Source organism: Halotalea alkalilenta DSM 17697, assembly GCF_000621205.1.
Classification (GTDB): Bacteria; Pseudomonadota; Gammaproteobacteria; order Pseudomonadales; family Halomonadaceae; genus Halotalea; species Halotalea alkalilenta.
The window spans coordinates 253,556-270,402 of the sequence record NZ_KK211228.1; the positions used below are offsets into that span (position 1 = coordinate 253,556).

The 16,847-nt window shown below is 64.9% G+C and carries 17 protein-coding genes; 2 read left to right on the forward strand and 15 right to left on the reverse strand.

Annotated features, from left to right (window positions below):
• Positions 1–15 precede the first annotated feature (15 nt).
• The 5 genes from Q376_RS0113970 to Q376_RS0113990 all read right to left on the reverse strand — a co-directional run bounded on the left by Q376_RS0113970 (position 16) and on the right by Q376_RS0113990 (position 3,547).
• Entirely contained in the window at positions 16–375 is a 360-nt protein-coding gene (locus Q376_RS0113970) for an Atu4866 domain-containing protein (protein ID WP_052365294.1), read from the reverse strand.
• Positions 372–908: a nuclear transport factor 2 family protein gene (locus Q376_RS0113975; protein ID WP_027350824.1), complete on the reverse strand. Its 537-nt coding sequence runs from the start codon at positions 906–908 to the stop codon at positions 372–374. The genes Q376_RS0113970 and Q376_RS0113975 overlap by 4 nt, the downstream gene beginning before the upstream one ends.
• 33 nt (positions 909–941) lie before the next feature.
• Positions 942–1,508: a nuclear transport factor 2 family protein gene (locus tag Q376_RS0113980; protein ID WP_052365296.1), complete on the reverse strand. Its 567-nt coding sequence runs from the start codon at positions 1,506–1,508 to the stop codon at positions 942–944.
• A gap of 161 nt (positions 1,509–1,669) precedes the next feature.
• Positions 1,670–2,407, reverse strand: a complete 738-nt coding sequence (locus Q376_RS0113985; protein ID WP_027350826.1) for an SDR family oxidoreductase — start codon at positions 2,405–2,407, stop codon at positions 1,670–1,672.
• Between the two features lie 69 nt (positions 2,408–2,476).
• Positions 2,477–3,547, reverse strand: coding sequence for an aldo/keto reductase (locus Q376_RS0113990; RefSeq protein ID WP_027350827.1), 1,071 nt, complete (start codon positions 3,545–3,547; stop codon positions 2,477–2,479).
• A gap of 164 nt (positions 3,548–3,711) precedes the next feature.
• On the opposite strand from Q376_RS0113990, the gene Q376_RS0114000 reads away from it, so the two are divergent.
• Positions 3,712–4,617 carry an AraC family transcriptional regulator gene (locus Q376_RS0114000; RefSeq protein ID WP_027350828.1) on the forward strand — a complete coding sequence of 302 codons (906 nt, stop codon included), beginning with the start codon at positions 3,712–3,714 and terminating at the stop codon, positions 4,615–4,617.
• A gap of 96 nt (positions 4,618–4,713) precedes the next feature.
• On the opposite strand, the gene Q376_RS0114005 is transcribed toward Q376_RS0114000, so the two are convergent.
• The 3 genes from Q376_RS0114005 to Q376_RS0114015 all read right to left on the reverse strand — a co-directional run bounded on the left by Q376_RS0114005 (position 4,714) and on the right by Q376_RS0114015 (position 8,174).
• Complete coding sequence (locus Q376_RS0114005) at positions 4,714–5,727, reverse strand: saccharopine dehydrogenase family protein (RefSeq protein WP_052365324.1); 1,014 nt, start codon at positions 5,725–5,727, stop codon at positions 4,714–4,716.
• Between the two features lie 111 nt (positions 5,728–5,838).
• Positions 5,839–6,948, reverse strand: coding sequence for an alpha/beta fold hydrolase (locus Q376_RS0114010; protein ID WP_052365298.1), 1,110 nt, complete (start codon positions 6,946–6,948; stop codon positions 5,839–5,841).
• A 455-nt stretch (positions 6,949–7,403) separates the two neighbouring features.
• The gene (locus tag Q376_RS0114015; RefSeq protein WP_027350831.1) at positions 7,404–8,174 is read right to left on the reverse strand and encodes an alpha/beta fold hydrolase; all 771 of its coding nucleotides are present in this window, start codon (positions 8,172–8,174) and stop codon (positions 7,404–7,406) included.
• Between the two features lie 248 nt (positions 8,175–8,422).
• Between Q376_RS0114015 and Q376_RS0114020 the strand changes: the two genes are divergently transcribed.
• Positions 8,423–9,808 (forward strand): HD domain-containing phosphohydrolase, encoded by a 1,386-nt coding sequence (locus Q376_RS0114020; protein ID WP_211266677.1) that lies wholly within the window; start codon positions 8,423–8,425, stop codon positions 9,806–9,808.
• A gap of 200 nt (positions 9,809–10,008) precedes the next feature.
• Here Q376_RS0114020 and Q376_RS22775 read toward each other — a convergent pair whose 3' ends face one another.
• The 7 genes from Q376_RS22775 to Q376_RS25065 all read right to left on the reverse strand — a co-directional run bounded on the left by Q376_RS22775 (position 10,009) and on the right by Q376_RS25065 (position 16,843).
• The gene (locus Q376_RS22775; RefSeq protein ID WP_052365300.1) at positions 10,009–11,334 is read right to left on the reverse strand and encodes an NTP/NDP exchange transporter; all 1,326 of its coding nucleotides are present in this window, start codon (positions 11,332–11,334) and stop codon (positions 10,009–10,011) included.
• A 95-nt stretch (positions 11,335–11,429) separates the two neighbouring features.
• Entirely contained in the window at positions 11,430–11,927 is a 498-nt protein-coding gene (locus Q376_RS0114030) for a DUF1097 domain-containing protein (protein ID WP_027350833.1), read from the reverse strand.
• A 154-nt stretch (positions 11,928–12,081) separates the two neighbouring features.
• The gene (locus Q376_RS0114035; RefSeq protein ID WP_027350834.1) at positions 12,082–12,819 is read right to left on the reverse strand and encodes an SDR family oxidoreductase; all 738 of its coding nucleotides are present in this window, start codon (positions 12,817–12,819) and stop codon (positions 12,082–12,084) included.
• 29 nt (positions 12,820–12,848) lie between these two features.
• Positions 12,849–13,757, reverse strand: coding sequence for an SDR family oxidoreductase (locus tag Q376_RS0114040; RefSeq protein ID WP_027350835.1), 909 nt, complete (start codon positions 13,755–13,757; stop codon positions 12,849–12,851).
• Positions 13,758–14,171: 414 nt separating this feature from the next.
• Entirely contained in the window at positions 14,172–14,816 is a 645-nt protein-coding gene (locus tag Q376_RS22780) for a TetR/AcrR family transcriptional regulator (protein ID WP_052365302.1), read from the reverse strand.
• Between the two features lie 42 nt (positions 14,817–14,858).
• Positions 14,859–15,893, reverse strand: a complete 1,035-nt coding sequence (locus Q376_RS0114050) for an aldo/keto reductase (protein ID WP_027350836.1) — start codon at positions 15,891–15,893, stop codon at positions 14,859–14,861.
• A 371-nt stretch (positions 15,894–16,264) separates the two neighbouring features.
• Complete coding sequence (locus tag Q376_RS25065; protein ID WP_211266678.1) at positions 16,265–16,843, reverse strand: class I SAM-dependent methyltransferase; 579 nt, start codon at positions 16,841–16,843, stop codon at positions 16,265–16,267.
• Positions 16,844–16,847: the final 4 nt, after the last annotated feature.

The window sequence follows — 16,847 nt, forward strand, 5'->3', positions numbered from 1 at the left end:
GAGGAAGCGGCTCGGCTAATGCTCGCGATGGAAGATCATGCCGCCATGGTGGAGTTCATCATCGTCGACGAAGGTGCCATCGGCCGTGAACCCGGTATCGTCCCAATAGTCGATGTGATTGCCATTCACCTCGTAACGGCCCTGATAGGCGCTCTGGCGGCTGCCCCTGGCCTCGTCGTAGCGGCCGTTCGACAGGAGCTCCTGCCGAACGTGGCCATCGCCTGTGACCCACATGCCGACATAAGGATGTTGCTGCATACTCCGCTCCTCCTGACTAACAGCGCTTTCTGTCGCTGGCTGATTTACCTGGGCTGCCGAGGGCTGCGCCTGGACGATGGCGAAGCCGCAGGCAGCCAGCGTGATGATCGCTTTCACTGGTCTTGACCTCCTGCCCGAGGTGCCGGAATGCGCTCCAGCACGGCGTCATAGGGAGCAAGATCGAGAAATGCGGTCACCTCCACCGCTTGCCCATCGCGCATGCGCAGTATCCAGGCATAGCTGTTGCGATAGGGAACGTCATCCTGGGCCATGCCTTCGCCGTCCCAGTTGACGATCACATGCTCGCCGTCCGCCCAGACCTGCTTGGCCACCGGGCGCACGGGGCTCGACAGGCGAGAGGCGAACGGGCGTACGGCGCGGTCGATGAAGACCTCGCGCCCCTCGAAGGTGCCAGCGCTCGGGCTGGACCCTTCGATCGTCCAGACCACATCGGTGGCCAGCAGTTCGTCGAAGAATCTGGTTCCACCCGCCGCCCAGCGCTCGAACGCCTGGGTGACGATCCGCTTGTTGCGGGACTCGGCGCCTGCGGCTTCGGTTGCGTTCGCCGAGGGCGACGACACGGCGACGCAGGCGATCACTCCCAAGGCCAGGAGGCCCGCGCGGATGCTGTGAGAAGTCAGTGATGCCATGGTATTCGCTCCTTTCACCGATGAAATGTAGTGTCAGCCGTTGGGATGGGGGACGATCGCGTCGATCTCCTCCCGCGAAACGAGCCGCACCGAGGTGTGCTCGCGAACGATCTTCCAGCCGTCCGGGGTGCACTCCCAGACCAGTGAGGTGCGCGCTCGATTGCCGACGATCTCCCCCTGCGCGGTTTCGAGGCGCGCCGCGAACTCGAGGGTGGAGGCGGCAAGACGGCCACCGTCGATGACGTCCGGACCGTCCATCACGCTGTGCCGGGCCTCCCTCAGCTCGTTGAACGGCCCCGTCCAGAGCGAGGCCCATTCGCTCGCGCTGCGCCCCACCCGGTGCTGGAGATCGAAGTTGTCGTAGAGCACTACATCACTGGAATCCCAGTGATAGAGGTGGCCCAACCTCTGGCGAAAATCGAAAGAATCGCCGGGATGCTTCTCCCATCCGACCATGATCCATTCGCGGTGAAGCTCACCCGGGCTCGCCGGGCCGCTGGCGGCGCACGTCGCGGGCTGGATTTCGTTGTCCGCCTGCGCGGCGATCGGCAGGCTGACCAAAGCAGCGGCCAGCAGCAGTGAGGCATGAATCGAACGCATCGTGGTTCTCTCGTGATATGGGTCGAGTGGCGATCACGCTCTGCGGGTGATGGAGGTGCCGCCGAACATCAGCTGCTGCGCCATTGGCCGCGCAATGAAGCGCGCCGGGAAAACGCGGCGTTAAGCTGGCTAGCGATCGGTGTCCCGCGCTCTCCAGCCGATCACCAGGGCTCGGGTTCCTGTCGGCCCAGAAAACCACCTGTCGTGCCGTCATCGGGCAGCAGCGCGGCCAGTACCGAAGCCTCCGCCCCTTCTTCCACGGTCTGGGCTCCCGGGCCACCGCCGTTCAAATCGGTCGCGGTGAATCCGGGCGCCACCGAGTTCACCTTGATGCTGGCACTCTTCAGCTCCTTGGCCAGAAGGATGGTTGCCATGTTGAGGGCGGCTTTCGCGCTGTTGTAGCCGGTCAACTGGACCGCCCCGTACTCCCAATCCGGATCGCTGTTTCGGGCAAGCGAGCCAAGGCCGCTCGACACGTTGACGATCCGCGCCGAAGGCGCTTTCTTCAGAAGTGGCAACAGCGCCTGAGTGACCTCCAGCGTGCCGAAAAAATTGGTCTCGAAGAGACGGCGCACTTCGGCGAGATCCGCTTTGCCGAGGGGGCCGTCCAATGGCGAGCTCACCCCCGCGTTGTTGACGAGAATATCGAGCCTGCCGAAGCGCCTTTCGATATCCCGCGCGGCAGCAAGGATCGTGGCGCGATTCGTGACGTCCAGATGAACGAAATGGGCGTCGATCCCCTCCTCCTTGAGGGTCGTGGCGGCCGCCTCACCGCGCGCGGGATCACGCGCCCCCAGCAAGACGACATGTCCGTGCCGGCCGATCCGGCGTGCCGTTTCGAATCCGATGCCCTTGTTTGCCCCGGTAATCAGGGCGACGCGGCTACGGTGGTCCGTCATCACGTTCTCCTATCGCTGATGCTCGCCAGCCAGCGCCAACAGAGGATCAGTGCCAATTGCATGCCGTCATTACCTGCGACCGACTACCGTCGCGCCGCCGAACATCAGCTGCTGCGCCATTGGCCGCGCAATGAAGCGCGCCGGGAAGATCGGCGCCAGGGCGCTGGCCTGATCGAGCCGGGCAATCTGTGCATCGGTGAAGCTGACCTCCAGCGCGCCGAAGTTGTCCTCGGCCTGCGCGAGCGTGCGCGCACCGATGATCGGCGAGGCCACGGCCGGATTGAGCAGCGTCCAGGCAAGCGCCACCTGCGAACGGGAGGCACCCAGCTCCTCGGCGATTTCGCCCACTACGTCGGCGATCTCCAGCGCGTGCTGGTTCAAATGGCCGGTGGAGGCGATGACGCCCTTGCGCGTCGGGGAAATCTCGGCTCCGTTCTCGTCGGTCAGGTCCGAACGGCCGTATTTGCCGGTGAGGACGCCGCCGCCGAGCGGAGACCAGGGCAGCACGCCAAGGCCCAGCGCCTGCGCCATCGGGATCAGCTCATGCTCGACGGAGCGCTCGACCAGGCTGTACTCGATCTGCAGCGCAACGAATGGAGACCATCCACGCAGGTCGGCGATCGTCTGCATCTGGGCGACGCGCCAGGCTGGCGTGTTGCAGATCGCGACGTAAAGGATCTTCCCAGCCCGCACCAGATCGTCGAGCGCCCGCATCACCTCCTCGGGCGTGGTGGTGAAGTCCCAGGCGTGGACGTGGAGCAGATCGATGCGATCGGTGTCGAGCTGGCGCAGGCTGGCCTCGACAGAGCGAACGAGGTTGAAGCGGTGGTTGCCGCCGGAATTCGGATTGCCCGGCTCGCGCGCCATGGTGAACTTGGTAGAAAGGACGATGCGCTCGCGCTTGTCCTTGATGAAGCCGCCAAGCATCTTCTCGGCGCTGCCATTGGTGTAGTTGACCGCGGTGTCGATGAAATTGCCGCCGCGATCGACGTAGGCGTCGAAGATCCGCTTCGCCTCGGCGTCGTCGGCCCCCCAGCCCCAGTCGGAGCCGAAGGTCATGGTGCCGAGCGCGAGGGGAGATACACGAAGACCGGATCGGCCGAGCAAGCGATAGTGGGCGAGTGAGTTGGATGTAGTCATTCGTTGAGATCCTTTCGGCGCCTGCGATTTGCGGCTGACCCGAAATATCTTCTTCCACCCTCCTCTCGCCGGGATATCCCGCTTGTCCGGCGTGCTTGCACGATCGTCCGAGGCTGGTCATTTGCGCTTTTGCGCCGTTCGGCCGCCGGCGTAACATGGCAGTCATGAACAGACTCGATACGCTCGTCGATCTCATCGGCCGCCATGCGCCAGCCGATGGCAGCCATGAGACCCCGATGCCGGGGGTGAAACTGCTTCGCGCGTCCTCCCCGACGATGCCGATGCCGGTGATCTATGCGCCCACGCTCTGCCTGATCGCCCAAGGCACCAAGCAAGCGGCCCTCGGTGAGACCACCTATCGCTACGACCCGGCCCATTTCCTGGTCGCTTCGGTCGAGCTGCCGGTGATGGGATCGGTCATCGAGGCAAGCTCGAGCCATCCTTATCTGTCGCTACAGCTCGACCTGGATTCGGCCGAACTATCGGATCTCGCGATCCGCTACCCGGCATCGGCCGGGGAAGAGGTCACGAGCCCGGCCGGGCTGACGCTGAACAGAACCACCCCTGCGTTGCTCGATGCGGCGATACGCCTGGTGGGATTACTGGATGCCCCGCACGACATCGACGCGCTGGCACCGCTCACCATTCGTGAAATCCTCTATCGCCTCTTGACCGGGCCCGACAGCAGCGTCGTCCGTCACATGGCCCAGGCGGACAGCCGGCTCAACCAGATCGCCCGCGCGATCGTTTGGATCAGGGCGCACTTCCGCGGCCCCTGCCGCATCGAACATGCCGCAGAGGTCGCGGGAATGAGTCGCTCCACCTTCCACCTTCACTTCAAGGCCGTCACGACCATGAGCCCCATCGAGTTCCGCACTCAACTGCGCATGCAGGAAGCGCGTCGGCTGATGGTGAGCGATGCAGCGGACGCGGCCAGTGCCGGCTTCCAGGTCGGCTATGAAAGCCCTTCGCAGTTCAGCCGCGACTATGCCCGGATATTCGGCATGCCGCCGGCAAGACATGCCAGCCAGACCAGGGGGCAAATCACCCCGCGGCAGGCTGGATATTAGAGGGGCGAGCCTTTTGCGACAGGCTCGTCGAGTACCGCTCACTCATCCGGGGTGTCGCTCAGCCGGCTCCCGTTCGGTCGTCGGAGCGTCCCTTGGTCATTCGACATCCTTCTCCACGGTGGCGCCGGCTCGGACAAGCTCGTCCAGGAACCATTCGGTGTCCATTAGAAGCTCCGGAAAGTAGAGACCTGGAGGGGCCGGCGGCCGGCCTTCCAGACCCAGGACGGTCGATAGCGCCAGCACAATGCTGAGCCCCGTCAACGCAGCCTGCCCTTTCGGGAACTCGATGGTCGAACGGCGTGATCTCGGGATAGCGCCGATTTCGCCGTCGATTTCCACGATCAGCTCGGTGGCGATGTCGCCTCCCCGCAGGCGGCTCGACGACACACCGGTCGCGAGATCGAAGCGCACGTCCTGCGCACCTGTCACGGCATGGAGGCTGACGATGTCATACGGTGCGAACGCGATGGCCTCGAGCTCCCTGCCATCGATGGCACTGACCATTCTTCGGGCCGCGTCCCCGGACAGCCAAACGCGCCGTCCCCCCTCAAAGGCCAGGGCACCGGTGCCACCTTCCCCTCCCCGCTCCATGTCCGCGATGGCAGCGGGGCCGGTCGGGTCGAGCTCATCCACGATCGCCCCGACCCTGATGGCACGCACGCTGTCCAAGGTCTTTGCGATCAGCTGGGTGAGAAAGACCGCGGGCCCACCGTGCCAATGACTGGCGAGCACGATGGGGGCCGCTCGAGGGCGGCGGATGAAATGCGCCATCTCGGCACCGACTTCGACCAGCCAGTTGCCGATGCTCAGGTAGGGGATCCCCCTCTCCTGCGCGCATGCCAGGCCATGAAGACCCTCGTCGGGCGCCATCATGACCACGGCGGCCAGGCAAACGTCGCGGCCAAGTCCCAGCCCAGGGCTTTCGACGTCGAGCTTCACCGCTTCGGCCGGACTCACTTCCCGGGCGACCGCCCTCGCCTTCGCCAAATCGCGCCCGCCGATCAGGATCGGCAGATCAGGATGCCGCTGGCGAAAGAACCTGACCGCTTGACGCCCAACTATTCCCGAACCGCCGACGAACAGCACCTGTCCTCTCATCATCTTCTCCATTACCAAAAACCTCATGTTTGAATTCTCGGCCTGCCCACCGGCGCTCGGTGGAACTGGCGCATATCCCCGGTGAGGTTGCGCTGCACAACCCACGCAGGGACCTATGCACGTTCAATGCGATGGATAGCGCCTCTCCAGCCAGGCAATCGCCAGCCGGTTCAATTCCGCCGGCTTCTCTTCGGGCGTCCAATGCCAGCAATCGGCAAGCACATACCTGTCGAGATCCTTCACGTACGCATCCATTGCATCGGTCATGCTTGGCCTGAGAACCACGTCATTGGCTGCGGATACCATCAGCGAAGGCACATGGATGGTCTGGTCGATATCGCGTCCCGCATGCCAGTTGCGCGAAATATTGCGATACCAGTTGATACCCGGCGTGAAGCCGGTGCGCTCGAAGTGTCGGAGGTAGAAATTCAGCTCCTGTGCGTTCAGGACATCCCGCCCCGGAAGACGATCCGGCAGGGGCTGCCCGTAGTACGCCATGTGCCCCAGCTCAGGCGGCAGTTCGTCCCAATCGGCGCTGGTGATCAGGTCCTTGCGCAGCGCGCTTCGCAATGTGCCGCGCACGTCCTGGTTCATCACCTCGTCGGCCGCTTTCCCGTCCTGGAACATCAGCACGTACATCTCGGGACGGTAGACTTCGCGCATTTGCGCGATCGGATCGACATTCGGATCGGCGACGAAGGTTCGCCCCTTCGGCAACACGGCGTTGACCAGCACTGGGTGCAGCCAGAGCATCCAGTGGGGAATGTGTGGTGTATTGAGCGCAATCACTCCGGCGATCCGCTCCTGGTAGAAAAGCGGCATCTGCCAGGCGAGCAGACCGCCCCAGTCATGGCCCATCAATACCGCCCGCTCCACCCCAAGCGCGTCGAGCAGGCCGACGAGATCCGCTGTCAGCTGGGCAACGTCATAGTCCTCGACCGCTTCTGGCCTGTCGCTCAGCCCATAGCCGCGCAGGTCGGGGACGATGACGCGATAGCCCGCGGCAGCGAGCGCGGGTATCTGATGGCGCCAGGTGTAGGCCAGCCCAGGGAAGCCGTGCAGCAGGACGATGGCCGGACCTGAACCGGCCTCATACACCGCCAGGTCGATCCCATTGGTTCTGACCATGCGAACCGGCGGCATGGTCGCCTGCAGGGCAAAAGCAGGCATGGCCGTGATCATCGCCGCCGCACCGAAACCTGCGAGCAGCGCCCTGCGAGAAAGATTGATCATGATTTTTCCTTGGAAATTACTCCGCAGCGGATGCGCAACGTCGTTCGCACCTGGTGCGAGCGCGGAGGTCGCGTTACGAAGGTGCTCGACGCAGGCACAAAGGCCTCCATTACCGGACTAGATGCCCGGCACGGCTTGCCCACCAACCCTACCTTTAGTAAGTTACTATAGGTAGAATTAGCTTTGAACCGATGTTGTCAAGCGGGGAGTTCATTCGATGGAAAACCGCCGAGGGCCAACGGAGCAGCGCGGCTGCTCGACGCGACCCTAGCGATGACACAGAGCGATGACGCATGAGGAGGCTACCGGCGCGCGGATAAGCGTTGCAGCCAAGGCTCACAATGAAGTCCACATCCAAACCAAAGACGGACACGCAGGCCGATGGGCTGGGTGTCCGTAAAAGACTGCGAATCGGAACAGCACGGGTCAGTCTGGCTGCGTTCGCGCCAGCGCTTTCACTCGGCGCTGGCCTCAATGCTGGACACAGCGTCCAGGATCACACGGGCCACGTCCGCCGGCCGCGATTGCTGCGGCACGTGGCTGGTGGGCAGCGAGGTGACCTTGGCGCCGATCTCGTTTGCCATCGTGTGCTGCAGTTCGGGCGGGATCATGCGGTCGTTCTCCCCCACGATGTACCACGAAGGCTTGGTCTTCCAAGCCGCCGTCGATACCGCTTCGCCAAAGGCGGAGGCCTTGATCGGCCCTTGCGTGGCCGCCATGACGCGCGCCTGCCCGGCGGGAACGTCCTGGGCGAAATCCTCGGCGACCCCTTGCGGCGTCAGGCGCAGCCAGCCATGATCGTCCGCGACGATACTGGCCAGACCCGGTGCCACTGGCTGGTCATGTGTCAGAGATTCGACCGACTGTCCGCTGTCGGGCACGTATGCCGCGACGTAGACCAGATTGGAGACCTTGGGATGATTGCCCGCCTCGGTGATCACCACCCCGCCCCAGGAATGGCCGACCAGGACGACGTCGCCGGGCTGATTGTCGATGGCCCGCGTAGTAGCGGCCACGTCGCCGGCCAGCGATTCGAGCGGATTCTGGACCGCCTGCACCTGCACCCCTTCGTCCTGCAGCAGCGAAATCACCTTGGCCCAGTCGGACCCGTCGGCGAAGGCACCGTGGGTGATCACGACCGAAGGCTGGGCGGCCAGCGCCGGTGCGGAAAAGCCCGTCACCAGGCTGAGGGTCAGGAAGGCGGTTGCGATACTATAGCGTTTCATGGAAAGGCTCCTTTCACTGCGTTCTCAAGCATCGGAAGTCGTGCTTGTGGAGTTGCAGTATTCCGGCCCGGCGCTTCGACCGGCATCGGTCGATCAACCGATACCCGCCCGATGAGCGGTGCCGCTATAGTCCATCCCGCATCCGTTCCCTCCCCCATCACACCATCCATCACACCATCCATCTCACCACTGGCCTTATGGACCTGACCGATGCCGTTCTAGCGCTGGCTTTCGTCGGCGACCTCAGCATGGGGCGCGCAACCGATCATTCGCGCCGCACGGCCTGCTTGGCAGGCCTGCTCGCCGCAGCCGAAGGCGCTGGTCCCGCCGAGCAGAACCATGCTCGCGCGGTCGCGCTGCTGCGCTGGTCGGGCTGCACCGCCAATGCCAGCGGCTTCGCCGAACTGCTGGGCGACGACATCGCCTCGCGCGAAGCAATGATGGCGCAAACCCTGCCGCCATTGGACGCGCACACCCGCTCGCTGATCGTGCCGCTGGCCGTCATTCATTGTGAGATATCCGGCGATGTGGCGGCGAACCTGGGACTGCCGCCTGAGGTGGAGGCAGGATTGCGCCACGCCTTCGAACGCCATGACGGCCTGGGCTCGCCGCAAGGCCTCGGCGCGGACGCGGTACCGCGCGCGGCCTACCGGGTCAACGTGGCGAGCGACCTGGAGATACTCGCGCGCGCCCATGGGCGCGAACAGGCGTTGAAGCTCCTGCAAGCCGAGGCAGGCGCGAAGTACCCAGCCGACCTGACCATGCTTGCGATCGAACACGGCCCGCGCTGGCTCGACGACATGGAACTCATGCCCCCTCGCGTCTCGGACTGGGACCTCCGCGCCGGGGGAACCCAGACGCCTCCCAAGCTTACGCTGCTGGCGGACGTCGTGGAGCTCAAGCTGCCCTGGCTGGCCGGGCACTCCCGGCGAGTCGCGCACCTGGCCTGCCAGTGCGCCGAGCTCATCGGCATGGAGAAAGCCGAACGGGAGCTGCTGCAAGACGCCGCGCTGCTGCATGGCATCGGGCGGGCGGCGCTGCCCAACCAGCTCTGGAACACGCCGCCCGACCAGCTCTCTAGCCACCAGTGGGAGCAGGTCCGGCTGATGCCTTACTGGACCTCGCGAGCGGCACGCCAGATCCCTGGCCTGGGTCCCGCGACGGAACTCGCTTCCTACGCTTATGAACGATTGGACGGCAGCGGCTACTTTCGCGGCGTAGGGGGCGCGGCGCTGGCGACGTCGCATCGAGTGCTGGCCACAGCCGTCGCACTACAGACGCTGGTCGAGGCACGTCCATGGAGGCCCGCGCATACGCCCGGGGAGGCCGCACGGATGCTGAGGGAAGAAGCGAGCGCCGGGCGCTTCGACGTCGACATCACCGAAACCGCGATCATGGCGGCATCGGGCGTCGCCCCTGCGCGACCGGCGCCCAGCACCGGCACTGTGCTATCGCAACGCGAACTCGAGGTTTTACGGCAGATCAGCCTCGGCGCGAGCAACAAGGAAGCCGCCCGCACGCTGGGTATCAGCCCCAGCACCGTAGGCACTCATGTCGAGAGCATCTTTCGCAAGCTCGACTGCGCCACCCGGGCGGCGGCCACGCTCAAGGCGCTCACCGCGGGCCTGCTTTGACGGGCTGTCGAAGTCCCCGACCGCCTGACGAACTGCTTGCGTGATGGACAACAGGCCGCAGCCCGTACCGATCATCGCGGCCAGCAGAATGCGCCGGTAGCTTCTGACTTCCGAGGTGGTTGTTTCTGTGCTCATGGCTGCTGTCATTCTCTTGGTGTGCTGGCAGTAGCGCGGCGTCATCCGGCAGCCGTCCGAGGCGATCAACGAGCTCGATCGGGCGAGCGCCGCGCCTGCGCGCGGCCCAGCCACAGCGCAAGCGCCGCCCACACCAGCGCCAGCGGCACCACCACGCTGACCAGTCCACCCATCGCCAGCCCGAGACGCCCGAGCGCTCCTTCGGTCTGCGCACCGGCGACATCACCGGCGCGGTAGACGAAGGTGTCGACGAAGGCCTTGGCCTTGTACTTCTCCTCGCGGCCCACCACGGTGAACAGCGCCTCGCGCGCCGGCCGGGTGATGCCGCGCTGTACGGCACGGTTGGTGGCCTCGAGCAGCACCAGCACCACGAACGAGCCGTAGATCGCAAGGCCGATGAAACCGAGCGCGGTGGCCACCGGCAGGATCGCCAGCGCCACGCCCAGGCCGAAGCGCTGGATGATCTTGCCGGTCAGGGTGAGCTGCAGCACCAGCACCGCGACCTGCGTCCACATGTCGATGCTGCCGAGCAGCGCCGCGCGCGCATCCATGTCGTCGGCGACCTGCGCGACCATCTGCAGGCGGGTGAAGTAGACGAAGGTCGCGACCACGGTCATCAGCAGGATGTAGCCGGCGATGCCGGTCAGATAGGGCGAGCGGAACACCGCGCGCAGGCCCGCCCAGGCGCTGCCGCCGATGCGCTCGGACTCGTCGGCCGGTCCTGCCGTGGCGGCGGACGCATCGGTGCCTGCCCGGTCCGGCGCCACGTGCACCAGCAACCAGGCCATGGCCAGCGCCAGCAGCAGGAACCCGCCGGCGACCAGCAGCAGGCTGGGGGTGCCCAGCGGCTCGGCCAGCTGCGAGGTGAGCCAGGGGCCGAAGATCGCCCCGAGCGTGCCGCCGACCGAGATCAGGGCGAACAGGCGCTTGCCCTGGTCGCTGGTGAAGCGGTCGGCCAGCAGCGCCCAGAACACCATGGTGACGAACAGGTTGAACACGCTGAACCAGACGAAGAACACCTGGCCGCTGCGCTCGCCGATCGCGCCGGGGGCGAAGATCAAAAGGCCCCATAAGCCGGCCAGGCTCAGCACGAAGAAGCCGTAGGTCGCGCTGATGAACTGCAGCCGCCGCAGCCGGCTGACCAGCCAGCCGAACAGCGGGTTCACCGCCAGCGTCACCAGCGCGGTGCCGATGAACAGCCAGCGGATGCTCTCGATGCCGCGCTCCATGCCCAGCGCATCGCGCGCGGGCCGCAGCAGCATCAGCGCGGTCAGTACGCAGAAGAAGAACAGTGCTGCGATCAGTACCGGCCCGATCTCCTCGCGGCGCAGGTTGAACAGGGTCTGCAGCGCGTGCGGCCGGCGTGCGTCAGGGGTTGCAGGTCGGGTCATGGCAAGAGACTCCTGTCCCGGAGCACGCCGGTATCCGGGACGAATTCGCCACCGGGAACATGCGAGGCGCGCTTTGGAAGACGAGGTCGCAGCATTCATGCTCGAGCGGCCTTGAGCACTTGACGCGGGATGAAGTGCGAAACCCAGGCCGCAATCGAGCCGAGCGTCGTGGCGCCGGCCAGGTGGACGACGCTCTCGAGAGCCGGCTCGAGATGCGCGGCGAACCAGGTCACGAGGCCGAGAAAGTAGCTCGGCAGGTTGTTCAGGACCGGCATGCCGCGGAGCGAGACCACGACCAAGGCGACCACGAACACGACCAGAGGCAGCGCCAACGATACGCCCAGCGCCGGGACCAGTGCGCCGCTGGCAAGCGCCGATAGCGCACCGATGCCCAGCCCGAGCCAGACGCACCCCAGGTTCTCGAGCGTCGATCGGGTGGTCAGGCCGCGGGTGAAGAACGCGATCCAGCCGATGAACATCGCCCAGACCGGCAGCGAAAGCGCGAGCGCGCCAGCGGCGGCAAGAGCGGCGGTGACGGCGGCGGCGAAGGTCACCGTGAGATAGCCGCGCGGTGAATCCTGGGAATGACTCATTCGTTTCTCCTAGAGCACTCGAGGTTTGAGATCGACCAGTGCGTCGGACTTGCGCCGCTGCGCTGGGCCTTCACTCGCGGATGCACGGGTGAAGCAGGTTCTCCAGGCCGATGAGGTGCACTTCCATGTGCACGGTCGGCTGGGCGGGCGAAGTTCAGTTCATGCCGCCGTTGACGAAGATCGTCTGCCCATTGATCCAGCGGGCGGGACCGGCGAGAAACGAGATCACCTCGGCAATCTCGGGCGGCTGCCCGATCCGATCGAAGGGGTTGAGGCTTGCGATCCGCTCGATGAGCGCCTCGTCCTTGCCGGTGAGGAACAGCTCGGTGGCCACGGGGCCAGGGCCGACCGCATTGACGGTGATGTCACGACCCTTGAGCTCGCGGGCGAGAATCAGGCTCAGGCCCTCGACCGCGCCCTTCGACATAGCATAGGGGCCATAGGCCGGCAGGGCCTGTCGCTCTACCGCGGTCGAGATGTTGATGATCGCACCTCCCGCGCGCATCCGCCGAGCTGCCTCGCGCGAGACCAGGAAGGTGCCGCGTACGTTGATCGCGTGCATGCGGTCGAACTCTTCGACGGTGAAATCGATGACCGGCTTGGTGGTCATGATGCCTGCGCAGTTCACAGTGACGTCCACGCCGCCGAACGCCTGTGCGGTGAAGTCGAACAGCGCTTCGACCTGCGCCTCGTCCGCGACGTCCGCCTTGAAAGCCCTGGCCTCGCCGCCGGCCGCGGTGATGGCCTCGACCGTCTGCTTGGCTGCCGCCTCACTGCCGGCGTAGTTGATGATGACGGCGAGCCCGTCCCTGGCCAGCCGCTCAGCCGCGGCCCGGCCGATGCCCCGCGAGGAACCGGTGACGATGGCGACACGACGATTGATGATGGACATGATTCCTGCTCCTGTTCTGCGTTTAATGGTCAATTGGTGGCGCTGCGGGGAATGGCCTTGAGCAGGTCGCCGAGCTCGACACGGCGCAGGAACTCAGCGCGCACACGCTCCATGACTGCGTCGACGACCTCGCAGCCGTCCTCGGACAGATCGACGTGGACACGAAACGGCCGAGCCCCGGCGGGCGAAGCGAGCAGCCGTGCGATCGCGTCAGCGACCAGCTGCGGATCGTTGTCGTCCGGCTCGAGGCGCGCGATCCCTTTCATGACGACGTCGGCAACGACGGCGTAAGGTCCTCGTGCATATTCAGCTGCGACTGCGCCGTCGGCCGGCTGGCCGGCATGGTCGAAGTGGCTCGTTCCGCTGGTGAACACGCCGGGCATCACAATGGTGGACCCGATGCCCCAGCGAGCGAGCTCATAGGCGTAGGTGACGGCGAGCGAGTCCATTCCCGCCTTGGCGGCAAAATAAGGGCCTAGGAATGGCGGAATGCCACCACGCACGCTCGAGGACGATATCCAGACAAGATAGCCGGCGCCGCGCTCACGCATGTGCGGGAGCACAGCGCGATTGACGCGCTGCGTGCCGAGAACGTTGACGTCATAAAGCTGCGCGAGCTGCTCAGCGGTGAAGGCCTCGGTAGGACCGAAGCTCATATGCCCGGCATTATGGACCACGACGTCGATCACCCCCTGCTCGGCGATGATCGTCTCGATCGCCTGGTCGACCACCGATTGAAGCTGGATGTCGAGCTCGATGGGATTGAGCACGACGCCGTTGTCAGCCGCGAACTTTACCGCCTGCGCCGCCTTCGCGGCGTTGCGCCGCGCGATGTCTCGCATGCCGGCGTAGACGATGTGCCCCTGGCGGGCCAGCGTTTGCGCAATCAGCGAGCCGAAACCGCTCGACGCTCCAGTGATGAGAATTACTTGGGACAATGTGTTTCTCCACAGTCAGGGGAAATTCGCCTGAGTCGGTCACCGGCAGCGAACATCGATGCGAGACGCCGAACCGTTGGATTAGAGGAGCTGCTGTTTCCTCTTATTAGAATGATGATGGAATATGTTCCGTACGATAAGACTGACTAATCCGAATGACATGTACGAAATGACGCACAATTAGCTCGAGGGTTTGCCAGTGACCAGGCTTTCAGCCGGCGCTGAATGGATGACGATGCAACGCTCGACATCTCGGCGGGAAAGGGGTCAGCTCTTTTGAGGGGTCTCCTTGCATGGCCAGAACTTGATGGGTCGGGACCAAACGAGAGCGCCGCGGCTGAAGGCCGCGGCGCATTGCATAGAAGCGATCACAAGCCGCAAGGCTGGCCTGCTCGAACATCACCGCCCGTCGGTTTACGAGGCGGGCGGAGTAGCGCCCTCTTTCGGCGCTCCCGGCTCCGCTGAGGCATGGACACGGCGCAGGCCATCGACCAACAGCTCGACCATCTTGTGCAGGTGGCCGGGCTCCTTATCATGGCCGCCCCGGCCCAAGGCAGCGACCGCCTGGAGCAGCTCGTTCGCCTGGTAACCCCGACGGATGGCCCCGGAATCGATGGCGGCGTCCAGCAGCATCTGGAGCGCAGGCCCGAGACGGGAAAAGAAGTAGCCGGGCAAGGCACTATAGGCCGGGTCGCTGGAGTTGAGCCCCCTTGCCAGGCCGCGCTTGGTCGAGATGAAATCCGCGAAACACCGCATCCAGCCGGCGAGCGCCTCGAAGGGTTCGTGCCGGCCGGCGAGAACCGCGGCCGCATCCGCGCACTCGTCCACCTGGCTGCGATAGACCGCAACGATCAGATCCGAGCGCTGCGGAAAATGACGGTAAACCGTGCCAAGTCCAACACCGGCCCGCTGAGCGATCTCGCGAACCGGCGCATCGACGCCTGATTCGGTGAAGACCTCCAACGCCGCCTTCACCAATGCGGCCTTCTTTCGCTGCGCGTCGGCGCGCTTGGGGCGAGGCGTACCCTCGCCCTGCTCCTGCCGGCTTGCCGCCATCATCGCTGGTCCTATCGCTCATTTCGAAGCTCGAGCATACACCGATCAAGCAGCAGCCCGCTCGGACATCGGGCGGCGGCGAAGCTCGGGCTGCTTGATCGCAGGCGGCACATAGGCCGAGCCTTCCAGCGGTGCGATGTCTGCTCCGGGCGGAACGATCTCGTCGATCCGATCGAGCAGCGCGTCGTCGAGCGCGAAGCCCGCCCCGGCCAGCAGGTCGTCGAACTGCGCCATCGTCCGCGGGCCGATGATGGCCGAGGTGATACCAGGATGGGATAGCACGAAGGCGATCGCCATGTGGGTCAACGGCACGCCAGCATCCTGCGCCAGCGCGACGAGCCGCTCGACGGCTTCCAGACTGCGGACGTCCGACATCAATTTGGGGAAATACTTCGCCCGCAGAGTATCAGGCGTCGGTTGGCCCTTGCGATATTTCCCCGAAAGCATGCCCTTGGCCAGCGGGCTCCAGGCCGATACCCCCATCCCGTAGCGTTGGCATGTCTGCAGGATGGCATTTTCGATCCCCCGGTTGAGGATCGAGTACGGCTGCTGCTCGATTCGAAAGCGAGAGAGGCCGCGCCGCTCGGCCACCCATTGCGCCTCGACGATGTCGGCGGCGGGAAAAGTGGAGGTGCCGATCGCGCGAACCTTGCCCGCGCGCATCAGGTCGTCGAGGACGAACAGCGTTTCCTCGATGTCGGTATCGGGCGCCGGGCGGTGGAGCTGGTAGATGTCGATGTAGTCCGTCTGCAGCCGGCGCAGGGAGTCCTCCACCGCGCGGGTGACCCAGCGGCGCGAGCCGCCCTGCTGGTTCGGATCCTTCCCCATCGGGTGATAGAACTTGGTAGAGAGCACGACGCCGTCGCGCCGGCCCCGCAGCGCTTTGCCGACCACCTCCTCCGAGCTCCCTTGGCTGTATGCGTCAGCGGTGTCGATGAAGTTGATCCCGGCATCGAGCGCCTGGTGGATGATCCGGGTCGTCTCGTCGTCATCGGAGTTCCCCATGGCGCCGAACATCATGGCACCGAGGCAGTAAGGGCTGACTTTGATACCAGTGCGGCCTAGCGGACGATATTGCATCTTCACCTCCTCCTCCCGTGTTTGGGCCATCGGCCTCCTGCCCTACGACACAAGAGGAACGATGTTCCGATTTTATATGGAACATCGTTCCTCTTGTCAATCCAACGGATCCCGATGGTCGAACACCCACGGTGACGCGCAGGGAGGTCGCGATGATGTGGTGATGAAGGACCTGGGAGAGGTAGAAAACGGCGTCTCGCAGGCCCACGAGCTGGTCGAGGGCCGGCTACGCGTCGACGTACCGAGTCCGCTGGCGAGGATGATCCGGGTATCGGCCTCGCCTGCGTTTCACCGAGGCTATCCCGGCATCCAGATCGACATGCGCGTCAGCGCCTGGGCGATCGATCTTCTGGATGAGAACATCCACTGTGTCATCCGCGTCGGCGCAAGCGATAGACCGCTGCGGGGGGAATGTTGGCAAGCGTCCCGCCGATGCGCTCCGCCTCGAGCCCGAGGCGGTCCAGCAACCTGCGCGGAACCGGGCAGTTCGGGCCATAGGTGAACTGATAGAAAGCACCATCCACTCTCATCTTACGGAACGCACCGGCCAGGATCGCGATTATCTTGCGCGGCGGCATCGACAGCAGAGGTAACCCGCTGACGACGGCACCGGCGCGCCTCCCATCGAAGAGATCGACGGTACGCAGGCGGGTAGCGTCCATCCACAGCGTGCGCGCTTTGGGATAGCGGAAATGGAGCGCGGCGGCGAACTCGGATCCGAACTCTATCAGCGCGAGGTCCTCTTGTTTGACACCACAGGCGATCAGAGCCCGTGTGAACGAGCCGGAGCCCGGCCCCAGCTCGATGACCGGTCCAGTATCCTGTGATATCTCAGAGGTGATGAGGCGTGCGAGCGCGCGGCCGGACGGTGCGATGGCGGCGACGCGCATCGGGCTCTTGAGCCAGGCCTGGAAGAAGCCGAGCGCCTCGGTCAAATTCTGGTGCTTCATAACA

Excerpts from the sequence above, each read along its gene's own strand:
- Q376_RS0113990 (WP_027350827.1), bottom strand. The coding sequence starts at position 3,547 with ATGACTACATCCAACTCACTCGCCCACTATCGCTTGCTCGGCCGATCC.
- Q376_RS0114010 (WP_052365298.1), bottom strand. The coding sequence starts at position 6,948 with ATGATCAATCTTTCTCGCAGGGCGCTGCTCGCAGGTTTCGGTGCGGCG.
- Q376_RS0113980 (WP_052365296.1), bottom strand. The coding sequence starts at position 1,508 with ATGCGTTCGATTCATGCCTCACTGCTGCTGGCCGCTGCTTTGGTCAGC.
- Q376_RS0114005 (WP_052365324.1), bottom strand. The coding sequence starts at position 5,727 with ATGGAGAAGATGATGAGAGGACAGGTGCTGTTCGTCGGCGGTTCGGGA.
- Q376_RS22775 (WP_052365300.1), bottom strand. The coding sequence starts at position 11,334 with ATGACCCGACCTGCAACCCCTGACGCACGCCGGCCGCACGCGCTGCAG.
- Q376_RS0113975 (WP_027350824.1), bottom strand. The coding sequence starts at position 908 with ATGGCATCACTGACTTCTCACAGCATCCGCGCGGGCCTCCTGGCCTTG.
- Q376_RS0114030 (WP_027350833.1), bottom strand. The coding sequence starts at position 11,927 with ATGAGTCATTCCCAGGATTCACCGCGCGGCTATCTCACGGTGACCTTC.
- Q376_RS22780 (WP_052365302.1), bottom strand. The coding sequence starts at position 14,816 with ATGATGGCGGCAAGCCGGCAGGAGCAGGGCGAGGGTACGCCTCGCCCC.
- Q376_RS0114015 (WP_027350831.1), bottom strand. The coding sequence starts at position 8,174 with ATGAAACGCTATAGTATCGCAACCGCCTTCCTGACCCTCAGCCTGGTG.
- Q376_RS0114035 (WP_027350834.1), bottom strand. The coding sequence starts at position 12,819 with ATGTCCATCATCAATCGTCGTGTCGCCATCGTCACCGGTTCCTCGCGG.
- Q376_RS25065 (WP_211266678.1), bottom strand. The coding sequence starts at position 16,843 with ATGAAGCACCAGAATTTGACCGAGGCGCTCGGCTTCTTCCAGGCCTGG.
- Q376_RS0113985 (WP_027350826.1), bottom strand. The coding sequence starts at position 2,407 with ATGACGGACCACCGTAGCCGCGTCGCCCTGATTACCGGGGCAAACAAG.
- Q376_RS0114050 (WP_027350836.1), bottom strand. The coding sequence starts at position 15,893 with ATGCAATATCGTCCGCTAGGCCGCACTGGTATCAAAGTCAGCCCTTAC.
- Q376_RS0114000 (WP_027350828.1), top strand. The coding sequence starts at position 3,712 with ATGAACAGACTCGATACGCTCGTCGATCTCATCGGCCGCCATGCGCCA.
- Q376_RS0114020 (WP_211266677.1), top strand. The coding sequence starts at position 8,423 with ATGGGGCGCGCAACCGATCATTCGCGCCGCACGGCCTGCTTGGCAGGC.